Raw genomic sequence first — 15,740 nt, 5'->3', positions numbered from 1 at the left:
CCCGTAGGGTGGCATACGTCGCACACCGTGGTCGCACCGACGCGGTGTTTCGCCTTGCCTCAGCGGCCGGCAGGCACCGGCCGAGGAGTGGTTGTGCGGGTCAGCACGGGCGTACACGCCAGGGCTACCACCACGGCCCCGACCATCGTCACGCTGTGTACCACAGTGCCAGGTCCGCTCACCGTCGTCAGCATGGGTGGCACACATGCGATGGCCGTCACGAGCCACGGGCCGGGCCGCGAGCTGGTGTGCAGGAGGACGCAGTGCACCAGATACCAGCCGGCGAGCAGGTGGATCAGGTTCGCCATCGGGTCGACGGGCAGGCCGAGCACGTTGGCCGTGTCACTCCACCCCGACAGCCCGGCGACCGCGAAGCCGACGACGCCGAGCGCGCCGAGCGCGACGCCCATGATCGCCGCGAGGGTGTCCTGCCAGCTCCGGACCGGCAACGGGCGTTCCGTCGGTTCGGCCGCCGGTTCGGCCGGCCCGGCCGGGCGGCGCTCGAACCACAGGAACGCGAGCAGCGTCGGCATGGCGATCAGGCCGACCGCGAAGATCGTGCGCGGCTCGGTGAGCCAGCCGATGCCCGCCGCCTGGCTCGCCACGCCGACCACGCCTTCCAGCACGAGCATCGCGCACAGGTACACCAGGTAGACGGTCATGGGCGCGGCCCGCACCACGGCGGCCACCCTGGCGGGCGCGCTGGTCGAGAGGGTCCGCAGGCCGCGCTCGCGGGGCAGCGCCACCAGCGCGGTCTGCACGATGCCGATGAGCAGCACCCCCGCGAGCGACGGCGCGAACGCCGCGTACCCGGTCGGCTCGGCGAGCTGCAGCTTCGGCTGCGCGCCGAACACCGTGAGCAGCACCAGCCCGGTGAACGCGGCCGCGGCCACCGCCAGCAACACCGGGCGCGGGATCCGCCACAGCGTCTCGTCGGCGTAGTGGAAGGCCAGCTGGGCGAACAGCAGCGCGACCAGCACGCCGCCGGCGTGCGCGGCGAGCGAGCCGCCGACGAAACCGAGCCCGACGACCCCGGCCAGCAGGACCAGCGGCGTAGTCAGGGGGAACGTCTTGTGCAGCCGGTGCATGAGCGGGGTCGCGGCCACGACCAGCAGGTACAGGCCGAGCAGCCACAGGGGCTGGACGATGAGGCGGCTGAACGCGGCGACCGCACCCTCCGGCGCCCGCAGCAGCTCCAGCGACAGCGGGATCACCAGCCAGGCGATCACGAACGCGAGTACCGGCCGGATCAGCCAGCCGACCCGGCTCGCGACGTAGGTGACGTAGTGCCCCTCCATCGCGCGCCATGCGAGCAGGTTCGAGTGGCCGCCCGCGAGGAAGAACAGCGGCACGAGCTGCAGTAGCCAGGTGAATGGCCACGCCCAGGCCGGCTCCATGTCGTCGCGCATGGTGAACGCCAGCAGCGACTCACCGAGGACGATGCCCGTCAGGCTGACGATGCGCAGGAGGCTCATGCTGTGCGCCTGTGCCTGCTCGGTCTCGGTCAGCACCGGCCGGTGCGCGGTCGGCCGGCCCCTGGGGGCGCCCTTGCGTGCGATGCCCGGCGCGCGCACCGCGATGAGCAGCATGATCACGATCATCGCGATCGACCACGGGCCCACCGGTTCGTTGCGCGGCGGGCCCCAGCGCTGGTGCCAGGAGTTGACGACGAGGCCGACGGTGTAGATCGCGGCGACGACCTCACACGAGCCCGCCGAGTCACGCGGGTTGTAGCGGCACTGCGCGTGCATGTCCGCCGAGAGGCGATCGTCGAGCCGTTCCCGCAGGTCGGGCGCGAGTGGATGGCCCTTGGCCTCCGCATAGCGCAGGAGGTCGTAGCCGAGGTCGTGCGCCTTGCAGCCCACACTGTAGTCCCACGTCGTGGCCCCCCACGGCGACGAGCACCCCCCGTCGGCCTGGACGGCACGCGTCGTGCCGTCCGGCGCCTTCATGTGCGCCGGTTCGCGCCCACTGACCTTGCTGAAGTCCGCAGGCAGTTCCTCGATCGGGTCCCGTCCCGACTTCGGGTCGAGCTGGTCCTCGATCGCACGCTCCGCCTTGGCGACATCCCCCCTCGGCGGTGCGTACTGCTGCGGGTCCGGCCGGGAGGCGATCACCGCGAAGCCGGCCGCCGCCAGCACGATCGCCACCAGTGCGCTGAACCGGGGCAACCGTCCTGGCTTCCCCATGGGTTCGAAGGCTACTCGCCGAGATCACGCCGCCCATCCGGATACACCCTGATCTCGACCCCTAGTAGCCGGCTACACAGGGGAACCGAACAGGCGCCAGGGGTGACGAAATCGGTTTTCGCGTTCTAAACCTATTTCCCTGAATCTGCATGAAATCGCAACTCATCGTGTGCTGGAACACACTCGCGTTGCGTCAGCCGGCGAGGCGTACTTGGTTTCTGCCGCCTTCTTTGGCTTCGTAAACGGCCGCATCCGCCGCCAGCAGGAGGGAGTCCAACGCAATCGCGTGTACGGGGTAAACGGCCACGCCGATCGACGTCGTTCGATTCGAGATCGCCACCGGTCCGCCGCGTTTGTCCGTTGTCGGGACGTGCAGTTCCGCAATCGTCTGGCGAACACGCTCGCCCGCCGCCTCGGCCTCGTCGACGTCCGCGTCGGGCAGCAGGAGCACGAACTCCTCGCCGCCGAAGCGGCCGATCACGTCGCTCGGGCGGGTGGCGCTGCGCAACGCGTGGGCCACGTACTCGAGCACGTCGTCACCGGCCGGGTGACCCCACGTGTCGTTGATCGACTTGAAGTGGTCGAGGTCGACCATCAGCAGCGCACAGGGCTGGTCGTCGCGGCTCGCGCGGTTCATCTCGCGCTCCGCGACCTCGCGCCAGCCTCGCATGTTGAGCAACCCGGTCTTCGGGTCCGTGCGCACATCGACCTGTAGCTGCCTGACCTCGGCGATCCGGTTGCCGACCACGCTGACCACGACCATGATCACCAGCGCGGCAGGCAGGTTGGTCAGCAGGATCGCGGTCACCATGCCCAGCGCGACGGTGACCGCTTCGAGCTCGTTGTCCTCTTTGCTGCCCAGCACCGTACGCGCGGTCGGCGACTGGGTGCCCAGCGCGAAGAAGCCGCCGATGATCGCCACCTGTGTGCCGAGGTAGACAAGGCCACCCAGCGCCAGCACCAGGAACGCCCGCAGCGAGTTCACCCCGGTGAGCTCGGCCATCGTGAGGTCCCCGAAGGCGGCGACCGTGGCGTGGGTGAGCAGCGCGGCGCAGGACAGGCTCGCGGTGGAGAAGATGAATCGGTTCAACGGTCGCCGGGCGGTGAACCATCGCTGCACACGCACGATGAGGATCAGCAGCAGCGCGAGCTGGACCGGCAACACCAGCACCGCGGGGAAGACCCAGATCGCGGTGAGGTCGATGTGCACCGTGGACTGCCTGCTTCGCCGCCGCTCCTCCTGCCTGCGGGACAGCTGGATGTGCAGCGTCGCGCAGATCGCCAGCGCCGCGACCCGGAACCAGTCAAGCCCACGCAGCGCCGGGGCGTCCACTACCGCGACAACGATCGCTCCGACGGCGATGAGCTCCCATGCGAGAGCGTACGCCGTCATTCGCCACGGTTGCTTCCAAACAGCCCATCGCCGTGGATCGACAACAATTCCGTGGTACCCCTGCCGTTCTTCGCGCTGATCGTTCACACTATGGGGTAGCGAATGGGCGACGTGCTCGGAACGTCGCTGACGCTGCGACCGCTTCGCGCGGTTCGACACGGTGGTCTCGTCAGGAGGTGACTCCCGTGATTGTTCACGAGTGTCGAAAGGCATCGGTCGACGCACCTCATCCCCGTCGGGCATAACCGTGCCTGGCTGCAGACGCGACGGCGACACCGCCCGCTCGTGACGAACTCATATCCACTACTATCTCGCTTCTGCGACCTGTCGGGGGCGAGACGGCTGAAGTACCATAGCCCAGCCTTGACCTGCGGGGAGGTGACATACCATGTCGGACCGTGACCGTGACGCCTGAGTTCCCACTTGCCAGGAACATTTCGACCCGACTTCGCGCCGGACACTACGTGCTCGGCGCTTCACTCGGGTAACCATGGGTTGGCTCGGCTTGGAGAGCACGACGATCCACCCGCTGCAGGCGCGCCCAAGCAAGGGTCGCGGGGATGGCGATCGCAACCGCGAGCACGCCCGCGAGAGCGATGGTGTTGGTCGCGGAGCCGGTCCACTGGGCCACAGCTCCGCCCAACGCAACGCCTACTCCCTGTGACACCCGTAGCCCGGTGCGGTACAGCCCGAACGCACCTCCGCGGATCTCGTTCGGCGTCAGCGTGTTGAACGTGGCGGTGACGGTGATCAGGTAGGCACCGAGCGCTCCGGCGAGCGCGAGCAGTGCCAGGGCGAAGCCGAAGTTCGGCTGCAGTGCGAAGAGGATCAGCACCGCCCCGGCGCCGGTCGCGAGCACGCCGATTATCCGTGTCCGCATCTCTGATCCAACGAAGCGCGACAACAGGAAAGCGCCCACCACGAATCCGAACGGGTCGGCCGCCAGCAACAGGCCGACCCCTTCGTCACCCGCACCGATCGCGTGGGCCAGTGGCGCCGCGAGACCCTCCGGGATGACCACCAGGCCGACCAGCCAGGACAGGGTGATCAGCACCCGGGCCTTGCGTTCCGAGAACGCCCACCGGGCACCGCCGAACCAGCCGTCCTTCTTCGTGCCCGCGACCGGACGGTTGCGGACCCACCGCCACACGACGAACGTGCTCACGACGAAGGTCAGCGCGTTCAGCGCGAGTGCCCACGACGGGCCGATCCCCACGACCAGCACGCCGCCGCCGGCCAGCCCGAGCAGCATCAGCGTGTTGGTGGTGATGCCCCGGAGGTCCTGGCTACGCAGGTAGAGCCCGTCATCGGTGAACATTTCCCTGGTCACCGCGTTCTGGGCGGCCAGCGCGGGTGACTGCACCAGCCCGACCCCGAGCACCAGCGCGCACAGCACCGCGATCGGGGTGCCCGGGATCGCCATCACGCCGACCAGGACGGCCTGGACGGCCGAGCAGGTGACGATGAGGTCGCGCCGGGGAAAACGGTCCGCGAGCTGTGACAGGCCGAGGCCGCCGACCAGCGCGGAGAGAAAGGTGAGGGCGTAGATGAGCGCGGCGAGCAGCGCCGAGTTCGTCTCCCGGTACACCAAGATCATGAGTGCGACCTTGGCGAGCTGATCACCACCGATGGACTGTGCTTCGCTGAACCAGAGCGCGCGGAACTCCTTGACCGCCAACACTGCGGAAAAAGCGGGCTCTCGCTGGCTCAAACGTCAACCCCCGTGTCGATGCTGACAGATCCCGATCCGGTAGCGAGGGATCGCGGCCACATCCGTCAAATCAAACGTGCTCGACACACCATCTTGCCTGATCAGCCACGTCTCGTCTGAGCGATCATGCTCATCCGGTCATCACTACGTAGCTCAGAGTACCGGTAGCAATGGCCGCCGCGTGCACTGGTGGTTGGTCCGGCCATGTTCCCAGATGCCAGTATTCTACTGTGTGGGTACGTCTGTGCCAATTCACGCAGGTGAGAGCGCGCCGACCTTGATCGGGGCCGTTTTCCTCACGACATCGCTCGGCCGGGAACGGCAATTTTCGGTTGTGGGTACGGACTACCGGTCCCGGAGCAGCCCGAGGAGCACCTGCTCGATGTCCTGGTCCTCGTCGCGGTAGTCACGGGCCGTCTTGGACACCGAACCGGCGAGCGTGTCCGCTTTGGTGCCGACACCCTTGACCTGCCGCTGCAGCGCGGCGCCAAAGTGGTCCAATGCGGCGGCGAAACCGGTTTCTTTTCCTATTTTGCCGAAACTGTCTTCCGCGAGACCACGGACGTTCTTCAGTTGGTGCGCCGACAGGCCACGCAGTTCGTCGGCGATGTCCCGAGTGGTGCGGGCGTACCCGGAGAGCGAGTCCGGATCCACCATGAAGCCGTCGGGGTTCCCGTTCCCGGACTTGCCATCCTTGGGGCCTTTGGGCTTGTGGTCCTTCTTGTCCTTCTTGTCCATCGCGCGGATGCCGCGGCGCGCGTCGTCGAGGTACTTCTTGTACGCGCCGCTCGTGTAGGTCGTCCACGGCTGGAAGGAGTCACCCTTCCCGGAGATCGCCCACGCGGCCTTCGCGTTCTCCTCGGGGTCGAACAGCTCGCGGTTGCCGTCCAGGTCGAACTGATCGCGGCGGGCCGGGCCGAGCGAGCCGATCATGTTGATCTGCCACAGCCCGTACGAGTTGTCCGGTGGCACCGGGTTGTGCGCACGCGGGTCCCCTCCGGACTCGGCGAGCGCCACGGCGACCGCCACCGTCAGGTCCTGTCCGCGGAACCCGGCGTCGTGCGCGTACCCGGCGATCTCCGCCGGCGACAGCTTGGCCACGAGCGTCTCCCCTCACGTGTTCTTCCGGGGAGAAGCGTCGCGGCCTCGGGTGGACCACCACCAGCGTGAGTGCACACCGGAACAGTCGCGGTGCACGCCTGGAGTAAAGGCCGGGCCCTAACCGACCACGTCGAAGTCCTCGGTCTCGAGCTTGCGGGTGCGCAGCCAGTACCGCCAGGTGAAGCCGGGCCAGATCGTGCGGTTCACGCCGCGCGAGTCGAGGTACCAGCTCTTGCAGCCGCCCTGGGTCCACACGCCGTTGACCAGCTTGCGCTGCATGTCGGACTGGAACTGCGCCTGCGCGCTCTCCCTGGTGTCGATGGCCTGCGCGCCGCGCTCATCGACCAGCGCCATCGCCTGCGACACGTACCTGATCTGCGACTCGATCATGAACACGACCGAGTTGTGGCCGAGTGCCGTGTTCGGGCCGAGCAGGAGGAAGAGGTTCGGGTAGCCGGCGACCGTGATGCCGAGGTGGGTCTGGATGCCGTTGTCCCGCCAGTCCTTCGACAGGTCGCGGCCGTCGACCCCGGTGATGTCCAGGTAGTCGAACGCGTCGGTGACATGGAAGCCGGTGCCGTAGATGATCGCGTCGACCTCGTGCTCGACGCCGAGGGCGTCGACGATCCCGGACTCGGTGACCTCCTGGATGCCGTCGGTGCTGACCTCGACGTTGTCCTGCGTGAGCGCCGGGTAGTAGTCGTTGGCGATGAGGACGCGCTTGCAACCCATCACGTAGTCGGGCGTGAGCTTGCGGCGCAGCTCCGGGTCGCTGACCGCCTTGTGCATGTGGGCCTTCGCGACCCGCGACGCGAGCTTCATCAGGCCCGGCCTGCCGTTGAAGCCGACCGCGCGGGCCTCGAGCAGCCAGTAGATGACGTCGCGGTACAGCCGCTGCACGCCGGGGACCGTGCGGAACAGCGTCTTCACCCAGCCGGGCATCGCGTAGTCGGGCTTGGGCATGATCCACGGCGGCGTGCGCTGGAAGACGGTCAGCTTCGCCACGTCCGGCTGGATGCGCGGGATGAACTGGACCGCGCTCGCGCCCGTGCCGACGACCGCGACGCGCTTGCCGGTGAGGTCGTAGTCGTGGTTCCACCGCGCGGAGTGGAACGCCTCGCCGAGGAACCGCTCGATGCCTGGCAGCTTGGGGACGTTCGGGACGTGCAGCCCGCCCATGCCGGAGACCAGGAACTTCGCGGTGTAGTCACCGTCGCTGGTGCTGACGTGCCAGCGGTGCTCGTCGGTGTCCCAGCGGGCGCCGATGACCTCGACGCCGAACCGGATGTTGCGGCGCAGGCCGTACCGGTCGGTGACGTCGCGCAGGTACTGCCAGATCTCCGGCTGCGGCGAGAACGACCGCGACCAGCGTGGGTTCTGCTCGAAGGAGAACGAGTACATGTGCGACTGGATGTCGCACGCGCAGCCTGGATAGGTGTTGTCGCGCCACGTGCCGCCGACGTCGCCCGCCTTCTCGAGGACGACGAAGTCGTCGCGGCCTTCGCGTTTGAGCTGGATTGCCATGCCGAGACCGGAGAAGCCGGTGCCGATCACCACGGTGTGGAACTCCATGCCGCCTACCTTACTCGGAGTAGGTTACTTCCGGTAGAGTAGCGCTGTGGGTGCCACGAAGGAACAGCCAAGGAAACGAATGCCGCGTGCGGAGCGTGAGCGGCAGATGCTCACGGTGGCGGAGGAGATCTTCGCCGAGCGCGGCTACCGGGACACGTCGATGGACGAGATCGCGGAGCGTGTCGGCGTCTCCAAGCCGATGATCTACGAGTACTTCGGGTCCAAGGAGGGCCTGCTCGTCGCGTGCATCCGCGCGGCGAGGGCCGAGCTGCTCGCGGCGACGATCCGCTCGGTCGAGGGCGTGGAGTCGGCCGAGGAGGCGCTGCGGCGCGGGCTCACGGCGTTCTTCGAGTTCATCGACTCGCACCGGCGGTCGTGGAAGCTGATCCAGGCCGAGGCCACCGTGGCAGGTCAGCAGGCCGTGGACGAGATCGAGGCCGGCCGCCAGCAGCAGACCGCCATCAACGTCACGTTGTTCTCGTCGTTCCTGCCGGACGTGCCGCACAGCGAGCTCGAGGCGTACGCCGAGATCGTGGTCGGGGCGTGTGAACGGCTCGCCACGTGGTATGTCCACCGTGACGTGTCGGCATCGGACGCCGCCGAACTGGTCATGCGGTTGGTCTGGTTCGGGCTGCGACCGCATTAGCCACGCACGGTCACCGCAGATCGATTAAGGTCAGCGGAACGTGTCTTTCCCACCGGGGGGCGGGGAAGATCGAGGAGGGCGGGAGAAGAAGATGGCTGACCCGATCGAAGTGAACTACACGCCGGACGGCGAAGACTGGACGGTGGCGGTCAAGGGAAGAGGCCAGACGCTGACCGGACGCGCATCGGGCCTCGTCGCGGCACGAGACCGCGCGGATCAGCTGGTGGAGAAGATCGCGCCGAACAACGAGCCCGGCCACAGGACAGTCGTGCACCTGCTCGACGGGGACGCGGTCGAGTTCACCACCGCGTACCTCACGGCCCGCCTCGCCAAGACCGAACCCGAGGAGCCGGCCGAGCCGGAGGAGACGGACCCGGAGAAGCCGGAAAAGCCGGAGCCCCCGGCCCCGGCAGCCCCGGACAAGACCCCGAAACCGGCTCCGCCCCCACGAACGGAGTCGGACGCGGAGGAACACCCCAAGACCCCCGCGGAACCGCAAAAAGAAGCCCCAGCCACCTCAGGCACCTAACGGCGACGCGAGTCCAACCCAGACAACCCGCGAGTCCAACCAGCACGACCCGCGAGTTCAACCCAAACGACCCGCGAGTTCGACCGACGACCCCTGCCGGGGGAACGTGCGGGTTGAACTCGCGGGTCGCGAACGTTGACCTCGCGGATCCTGAACCGCAGACTCGCAGGTTCTGAACCGCAGACTCGCGGGTTCCGAACCGTGGACTCGCAGGTCCCCAACCGTGGACTCGCAGGTCCCCAACCGTGGACTCGCGGGTTCCGAACCGTGGACTCGCGGGTTCTGGGGCGGGGGCTTGGGGGTTAGCGGAAGAGTTTGCGGATTAGTAGTAGCAGGATCAGTGCGCCTGCGCCGATCAGTGGGTATTTGACCTTTGGGGAGTTCAGCGTGGTTGCCGCGCCCGCCTTGGCCTCGTTCACGAGCTTCTTCGGGTTGGCCTTCGTGCCGAGCTGGTCCAGCGTGGACGCGAGCGCGTCCCGCGCCTGCTCGATCTCCCGCTGGATGGTGTCGGGGTCGCGCGCCACGAGATTCCTCCTCGAAACTATGTCAGGCCAACAAACCTAGAGCACCAGGGCGGAGACAGCGGGACGACCCTCCGCTAGAGCGTGACGGCACTGCGCCGCCAACCGCCCGCGGTCCGGGATGCGCTGGGTCGATACCAGCACTTTGCCGGGGAGACACGGCCTAGTACCTCGTCAGCTGCGCGACCATGCCCTCGCAGCTGCGCACCACCACCCGCGCGGCACGCCGCTGGCCCGTCCCGAGCGCGTGGTTCTCCGCCTGCTCCTGCCACCGGCGCAGTGCCTCGGACACCGCGCCGTGCAGCTCGTGCCCGGACGCCTCGCGCTCGAACCCCAGCCGGGCGGGCAGCTCCGTGCCGACGCCGCCGACCAGCCTGCGCGCCTCGTCGGCGAGCGGATCGGGCAGCGTGGTCCGCCCGCCGTGCAACGCCGCCAGCAGCCGCAGCTCACGGAAGTCGTGCGCGCTCACCACCAGCGCCTCCAGCGCCGACACCAGCCGTCGCGCCGCGGGCCGGGGTTCCATGCGCAGCACCACTTCCAGCGCCAGCAGCGCCGATCGCGCCTTCAGCACGTCGTGCCGGTCGGTGAAGCACTGCCGGATCGACTCGCGCAGCTCGGCCAGCCCGCTGCGGGCCACCAGCTCCGCCGACAGCCCGTCGACGGTGGTGAATCCCTGGCGGATCAACGTGGTCACGAGCCGGATGCCGAACATGCCGAACCGCTCCAGCAGCGCAAGGCGGATGCGGCCGTCCAGCCGGATCGGCACGCCGTCGCCGACGAACCGGTCCGCGGACACCATCGCCGTCTCCAGCTGCCGCCTCGGCGCCGCCGCGAGAACACCGAGCGACACCAGTTCCTCGTCGGTGAGCGTCCGCCCCGCGTGCGCCAGCAGACCGGACACGGCGATCGCGTTCTGGCACAGCCCGGTGAGTCCCACGTCGGTCCGGTACCGGCGCGCGAGCCGTTTCGCCGAGGTCAGCGCGTCGATCCGGCCGCCGCCGACCTCGTCGGCCCGCGACAGCACGACGATCGAGTTGACCGGTGTCTCACGCGCGATCGGGTGGTCCTGCAGCGACTGCAGGAACCCGACGTCGGTCGAGTGGGGCTGCCTCATGAGGTACAGCACGGCGTCCGCGTCGAGCGAGATGCGCGAGCCGACCTCCGACGAGTCGATGCCAGGCGTGTCGATCAGGGTCAGGCCGCGCAGCGTGCGCGACGGCCAGTCGACGACCACCCGGTCGAGTTGGTCGGACCGCCAGCCCTCGAGGTCGATGTGCAGCCGCCCGCCCATCCGCGCGGCGGGGACGTCCCTGGGCGGTGCCTGTGTCGGGAACACCTGCGCCCTCGGGTTCGCGCCACCTCGGTACCACGCGAGGACCTGGCTGCCCTCCTCCACCGACAGCGGCGCGATCTCCTCGCCCACCAGCGAGTTCACCAGCGTCGACTTGCCCACCTCGGGCTGCCCGGCGACGGCGACCCGCAGCGGTTCGCCGAGCCGGTCGATGTGGCGGCGCAGCCAGTTGGTGGCCCGGGGACTGTCCCGGTACAGGTCGAGCGCGTCGCGCAGCATCGAGTGCGCGCGATCGCCGAGGTGCAGGGTCATGCGGTGAGCTCCCGCGGTCCGGCCTGGCCGACCAGCGCCTGGATCCGCTTGTGCAGCCCGGCGAGCCGGTCCACCTCGGCGGCGATCTCCTGGCTGTGGCGCCGCCGGTCGGCCAGTTCCGCCTCCGCGGTGCGCTTGGCGGCGGTCGCCTGCTCGGCGATGCCCGCCTGCAGCCGCTCCACGACGGCCTGGAAGTGGTCGCGCAGCTTTCTCTGCACCTGCCGGGCAGTGTCCTTGCTGGCCTTCCCATAGGAGAGGAAGAAGTCGTCGACGTGGCGCTGTGCGGTCTGTTTGGCGAGTGCCTGCCGCCGCTTGAGCCTGCCGCTCCGCTCGTCCCAGATGCTCTTCGCGCCGAACGCGGCACCCGCGGACAGCGAGATCGGGTTGATCAGCGGCATGCCGGCGATGGTGGTCGCGAGGCCGAACATGAGCAGGCCGCCGTAGGAGCCGCGGAGGCCGACGAACAGCTGCTGCCCGACGGTGAACTTCTCGATCCTCGGTGGTTCCAGCCCACCGACGTGATCGAGCATGCCCGCGGCAGCGACCTCCTCCGGCACGGCCTCCTCGATGGCCACCTGCCGCGCGATCTTCTCGGCCACCCACTGGAACCGCTCGACGAGCCAGGCGAAGTTGACCTCCGCGGTGTCGGCGAGCGCGTCCCGCAGCCAGTCGCCGAACTCGTCCCACGTCCTGGCCGGGTCGGCCACGTCGAAGAACTCGTCGGCCGACCGGATGATCTTGCGGGTGCGGTCGCGCAGGTCGTACTCCACGTCCGAGATCAGGTCCGCGACCTCGTCGGAGAGCATGGTCTGCCAACGGGTCGTGCGTCTGCGCAGCTCGTCGAGCCGGTGCTGCGCGGCGCGGTACAGCGTCTGCGCGCGGCCCTGCTCACCGGTGCGGGCCTCGGTCAGCGCGGTGGTCAGCGGGCCCATCAACTGGGTGGTGGCCTGGGCCGCGAGCACGGCGGTGGCGCCGCGGGCGATCGCGTCGCCGTTGTTCAGCACGTCCTGGGACAGGGTGCGCACGAGGTCGGCGAACCCGGACTCCTCGTTGAGCTGCTTGTCGCCGGTCTGCGCGGCGGCGAGCCGGACGGTCGCCGACACCGGCACGACCTTCACCCGCAGGCCGGCCGCGGCGAGCCGGGCGCGGTTGCGCTCGGCGACCTTGCGCCAGCGCGGCACGATGTCGATCTTCGTGAGCACGACGGTGACCACGGGGCAGAGCGACGTGACCTCCTTGAGCAGGTCCAGCTCGGAGGCGCACAGCTCGCCGGTGGCGTCGGTGGTCATGAGCACGGCGTCGGCGGTGCCGAGCGCGGCGAACGTGGACGCGGTGCGCAGCGCACCGGTCGAGTTGAGTGCCGGGGTGTCGATCAGCACGAGCCCGGCGGCCAGCAGCTCACGGGGCAGGCCGACCTCGGCGTGTACGTCGGGCGTGCCGACCAGCGCACGCTCGGCGACCTCGTCGACGGGAACCGGGATCCGGGTCGGCTCGTTCGACGGGCCGATCGCCCGCCTGCCGGAGGTCGGGACGTCCGCGACAAGGGCCGCGGCGGGGGTCGGCGAATGCGTTACGGTCGTGGACGTGATTGTGGTCACATCGTCGCCCACGGCACACACATTGGCGTTCACGAGGGCGTTGACCAACTGACTTTTGCCCTGGTTCAGCTCTCCGATCACGGGGACGCGGAGCTTCGGCTCGAGGAGGAGCGAACGCCGCCTCTCCAGCCGTCCGGCCAGGTCAGAGCGGTGGTGCGTGACGCACGCCGCGATGGTGTCGTCGAGAACGCTGAGCCAGGGCTGAGTCCTCACCCGGACGAGTGTGCCGTGCTCCCCCATCTGGGTGAAAGGGGGCCGGGGCCCGTAGTGCTTACGGACCCCGGCCCTCGGGGCTGGGGCCAACCCCTTCTTTCCCACTGGGCTGAAAGGCGCGTTACAGACCCAGGTCCAGGTCACCCAGCAGAGGGGTGTCCTGGGGGAGGTGATCGGTGACGCCCGAGACAAGCCCACCCACCGGGCTGTCGTGAACGGCATCGGTCACCGGGTTGTTGGACACGAGGCCGGTGACGGCGCTCGTGTCGACCGGCAGCGACGAGGTGTCGACCGGCAGGTGGCTCGTCACACCGGAGACCGTGTCGGTCACCGTGTCGGTGACCCCGCCCACCACGGGCAGGTTGCCGGAGTCCACGGCCGGCACGTCGGGCAGCTGCGGGAGCTCTGGCAGCTGCGGCAGCGGCAGGTCGTGCACCGTCGGCAGGTTCGTCAGGTGCTCGGAGAGGGTGTCGCTGCCCACCCCGATGCCTTCGGTCACGGTGTCGGTCGTGGTGTCGATGACACCGGCGACCGGGGCGGCCGGGCCGGTGAGGAAGCCCTCGAGCGTGTCGCTGCCGGACTCGATGCCGTCGGTGACGGTGGCGGCGCCGGTCGAGGTGTAGTGCGCGACGGTCCCGGCGACCGCGTCGCCGGTGCTGCCGAGGTGATCGACGTCGAGCAGGTCGGACACGTCGGCGGGCTCGATGGAGAAGTCACCGTCGGTGTTGGCGTTGATGTTGCCGAGCGGCGACTCCGCGGCCAGCGCGACGCCGTCGGGGCCGGCCAGCAGGCCTGCGCCGAGGTCACCCGCGACCGTGTCGAGGCCACCCCACGCGCTGACGTCGCCGGTCGAGTGGCCGACCAGGCCGAGGCCCGCGTCCGCGACCTCGGAGCTGCCGGCGATCGAGCCGCCGAACTCCTCCGGGTCGAGCTTCGCGCCGGTGGCCAGCTCACCGAACGCGGTGCCGGTGAAGGTCGAGATGGTCGGGGCGTCGGAGTCGTCCGGGTTGGCGGCGAAGCCGGAGGCGGCGGTGTGGAGCACGTCACCGTCGAGGTCGACACTGAAGCCGCCGTTGGCCGAGTCGACACCCGTGGACAGGTCGCCCAGCGGGGTCTCCAGGCCATCGAGGCCCGGGACCGCGGGGATCGGCAGGTCGCCGAGGACCGGCAGGTCACCCAGACCGTCCATCGGAGCGGCCGTACCGTCGGCGGGCAGGCCCACGGGGGGCAGGCTGTCGGCAACCAAGGGGAGAACCTCCTGCACATCGGCGGGCGTCAGGTCGGAGAGGCCCGCCTCCTTGAGCACGCCGAGCGGATCGGCGGCGTAGGCGGCCTTCGCGGCTTCGTCGTTGATCAGCGTCAACGCGAAGTCCTGAAGGGTCTCTATCGAGAAGGACAACGAATTTCTCCTAGCGAATATCAGTACTGGCGCGCGGTGGCGGTCAGGTGGTGAGGTGCGGCTCGACACGCCACGGCGCCGTGCGGTGATGAACCTAGGGAGACCGAGCCCGGGGGGACATCGGGGATCACTCCGAGTTGTCGTTTCGACCCATAGGGCTAACAATGACTCACTCATTAGGGGGTTAGGGGCTCCCCACAGCCCCACGGGGGGTTGCCCTACGGGGCACCGCACCCTGGTACGACATAGCCCGCCCGCACGGACGGAGGTAACGCCCGCAATGCCGTACGCCCTCGGGATCGACCTCGGCTCGGCACGCACGACCGCGGCGGTCAGCCACAGTAGGCGCGACAACTGGAGCGAGCCAGCGGTCGTGCCGCTCGACGCCGAGTCCGACCAGCCGGGAGTCGCCTCCGTACTGTTACTGACCAGCGAAGATGCCGTCGAGGTCGGCGCGGCCGCGATCCGGGGCGGCGCGGCGAACCCGGACCGGGTCGCCCGCGACTTCCTCGACCGGATCGGTGACGAGGTCCCCATCGCCCTAGGGGGCAGGCACTACCCGGCCGAGGCGCTCGCGGCCGCCCTCGTGGCGTGGGTCGTGGACCGCGTGGAGGCCTACGAGGGCACGCCGGCCAGCCATTTGGTGATCACCCACCCGGTGGGCTGGGGTGCGCACCGCCGGTCCGCCCTGCAGGCGGCGCTGCGCGAGCTGAACCTGCCCGAGCTGACCATGCTGCCCCGGCCGGTCGCGGCCGCGGAGGCCTACGCGGCCACCGACCGCGTCGAGGTCGGGCAGGAGGTCGCGGTGTACTCGCTCGGCGCGGGCCGGTTCGAGGCGGCCGTGCTGCGGCGGGGCGCGTTCGGCTTCGAGCTCCGGGCGCAGGCGGACAGCGCGGACGTGCTGGGTGGCGCCCTGTTCGACGACCTGCTCGCCGAGCACGCCGCCGCCGAGCTTGGCGAACTACCGGACGACCCGGCCGCGCTCGCCACCCTCCGCGCGGCCTGTGTCGAGGCGAAGGAACGGCTGTCCACCGCGGTCGCGGTGACGATTCCGGCGCCGCCCGGGGCGCAGAAGGCGACGGTCGGGGTCAGCCGAAGCGACTTCGACGGCCTGATCCGGCCGGTCATCGAGCACACCGTGCAGGTGCTGCGGCGCGCGGTCGACGGCGCCGACTCCGAAGCGCTGCGTGCGGTCGTCCTCGTCGGCGGGTCGGCGCACGTGCCGCTGATCGCGGAGCTGGTGTCGGCGGCCGTCCGGGTGCGGG

12 protein-coding genes are annotated in these 15,740 nt (G+C 69.4%); 3 read left to right on the top strand and 9 right to left on the bottom strand.

Going from position 1 to position 15,740, the window contains the following annotated elements:
- Positions 1–59: 59 nt before the first annotated feature.
- The 5 genes from WBA97_RS28625 to WBA97_RS28605 all read right to left on the bottom strand — a co-directional run bounded on the left by WBA97_RS28625 (position 60) and on the right by WBA97_RS28605 (position 7,966).
- Entirely contained in the window at positions 60–2,189 is a 2,130-nt protein-coding gene (locus tag WBA97_RS28625) for a phospholipase A2 (protein ID WP_424234056.1), read from the bottom strand.
- 193 nt (positions 2,190–2,382) lie between these two features.
- Positions 2,383–3,582 carry a diguanylate cyclase gene (locus tag WBA97_RS28620; protein ID WP_424234055.1) on the bottom strand — a complete coding sequence of 400 codons (1,200 nt, stop codon included), beginning with the start codon at positions 3,580–3,582 and terminating at the stop codon, positions 2,383–2,385.
- Between the two features lie 460 nt (positions 3,583–4,042).
- Positions 4,043–5,263, bottom strand: coding sequence for an MFS transporter (locus WBA97_RS28615; RefSeq protein WP_424234054.1), 1,221 nt, complete (start codon positions 5,261–5,263; stop codon positions 4,043–4,045).
- A gap of 375 nt (positions 5,264–5,638) precedes the next feature.
- A complete protein-coding gene (locus WBA97_RS28610) occupies positions 5,639–6,394 on the bottom strand; it encodes a transglycosylase SLT domain-containing protein (protein ID WP_424234053.1) in 756 nt (251 codons plus the stop codon).
- Positions 6,395–6,511: 117 nt separating this feature from the next.
- Complete coding sequence (locus tag WBA97_RS28605) at positions 6,512–7,966, bottom strand: flavin-containing monooxygenase (protein WP_424234052.1); 1,455 nt, start codon at positions 7,964–7,966, stop codon at positions 6,512–6,514.
- A 46-nt stretch (positions 7,967–8,012) separates the two neighbouring features.
- Between WBA97_RS28605 and WBA97_RS28600 the strand changes: the two genes are divergently transcribed.
- Entirely contained in the window at positions 8,013–8,612 is a 600-nt protein-coding gene (locus tag WBA97_RS28600) for a TetR/AcrR family transcriptional regulator (protein WP_424234051.1), read from the top strand.
- A gap of 91 nt (positions 8,613–8,703) precedes the next feature.
- Positions 8,704–9,141, top strand: coding sequence for a hypothetical protein (locus WBA97_RS28595; protein ID WP_424234050.1), 438 nt, complete (start codon positions 8,704–8,706; stop codon positions 9,139–9,141).
- A gap of 302 nt (positions 9,142–9,443) precedes the next feature.
- Here the strand turns inward: WBA97_RS28595 and WBA97_RS28590 are convergent, their stop codons facing one another.
- From WBA97_RS28590 to WBA97_RS28575, 4 genes are all read right to left on the bottom strand, one after another.
- A complete protein-coding gene (locus tag WBA97_RS28590) occupies positions 9,444–9,665 on the bottom strand; it encodes a DUF3618 domain-containing protein (RefSeq protein WP_424234049.1) in 222 nt (73 codons plus the stop codon).
- A gap of 160 nt (positions 9,666–9,825) precedes the next feature.
- On the bottom strand, positions 9,826–11,265 hold the full coding sequence (locus WBA97_RS28585) for a GTPase (protein ID WP_424234048.1): 1,440 nt from the start codon (positions 11,263–11,265) through the stop codon (positions 9,826–9,828).
- Positions 11,262–13,076, bottom strand: coding sequence for a dynamin family protein (locus WBA97_RS28580; protein WP_424234047.1), 1,815 nt, complete (start codon positions 13,074–13,076; stop codon positions 11,262–11,264). The genes WBA97_RS28585 and WBA97_RS28580 overlap by 4 nt, the downstream gene beginning before the upstream one ends.
- A gap of 121 nt (positions 13,077–13,197) precedes the next feature.
- On the bottom strand, positions 13,198–14,475 hold the full coding sequence (locus WBA97_RS28575) for an IniB N-terminal domain-containing protein (RefSeq protein WP_424234046.1): 1,278 nt from the start codon (positions 14,473–14,475) through the stop codon (positions 13,198–13,200).
- A gap of 280 nt (positions 14,476–14,755) precedes the next feature.
- Between WBA97_RS28575 and WBA97_RS28570 the strand changes: the two genes are divergently transcribed.
- Positions 14,756–15,740 (top strand): Hsp70 family protein (locus WBA97_RS28570; RefSeq protein WP_424234045.1); only part of this gene is annotated, 985 nt, incomplete at its 3' end.

The sequence above is a fragment of the Actinophytocola sp. genome (assembly GCF_049647105.1).
Classification (GTDB): domain Bacteria; phylum Actinomycetota; class Actinomycetes; order Mycobacteriales; family Pseudonocardiaceae; genus Actinophytocola.
The sequence above is the reverse complement of the archived record's forward strand: the minus strand, read 5'-3'. Positions and strand labels throughout refer to the sequence as shown.

Bases quoted from the DNA above. Each gene is read 5' to 3' on its own strand.
- WBA97_RS28625 (WP_424234056.1), bottom strand. From the start codon at position 2,189: ATGGGGAAGCCAGGACGGTTGCCCCGGTTCAGCGCACTGGTGGCGATC.
- WBA97_RS28620 (WP_424234055.1), bottom strand. From the start codon at position 3,582: ATGACGGCGTACGCTCTCGCATGGGAGCTCATCGCCGTCGGAGCGATC.
- WBA97_RS28605 (WP_424234052.1), bottom strand. From the start codon at position 7,966: ATGGAGTTCCACACCGTGGTGATCGGCACCGGCTTCTCCGGTCTCGGC.
- WBA97_RS28595 (WP_424234050.1), top strand. From the start codon at position 8,704: ATGGCTGACCCGATCGAAGTGAACTACACGCCGGACGGCGAAGACTGG.
- WBA97_RS28585 (WP_424234048.1), bottom strand. From the start codon at position 11,265: ATGACCCTGCACCTCGGCGATCGCGCGCACTCGATGCTGCGCGACGCG.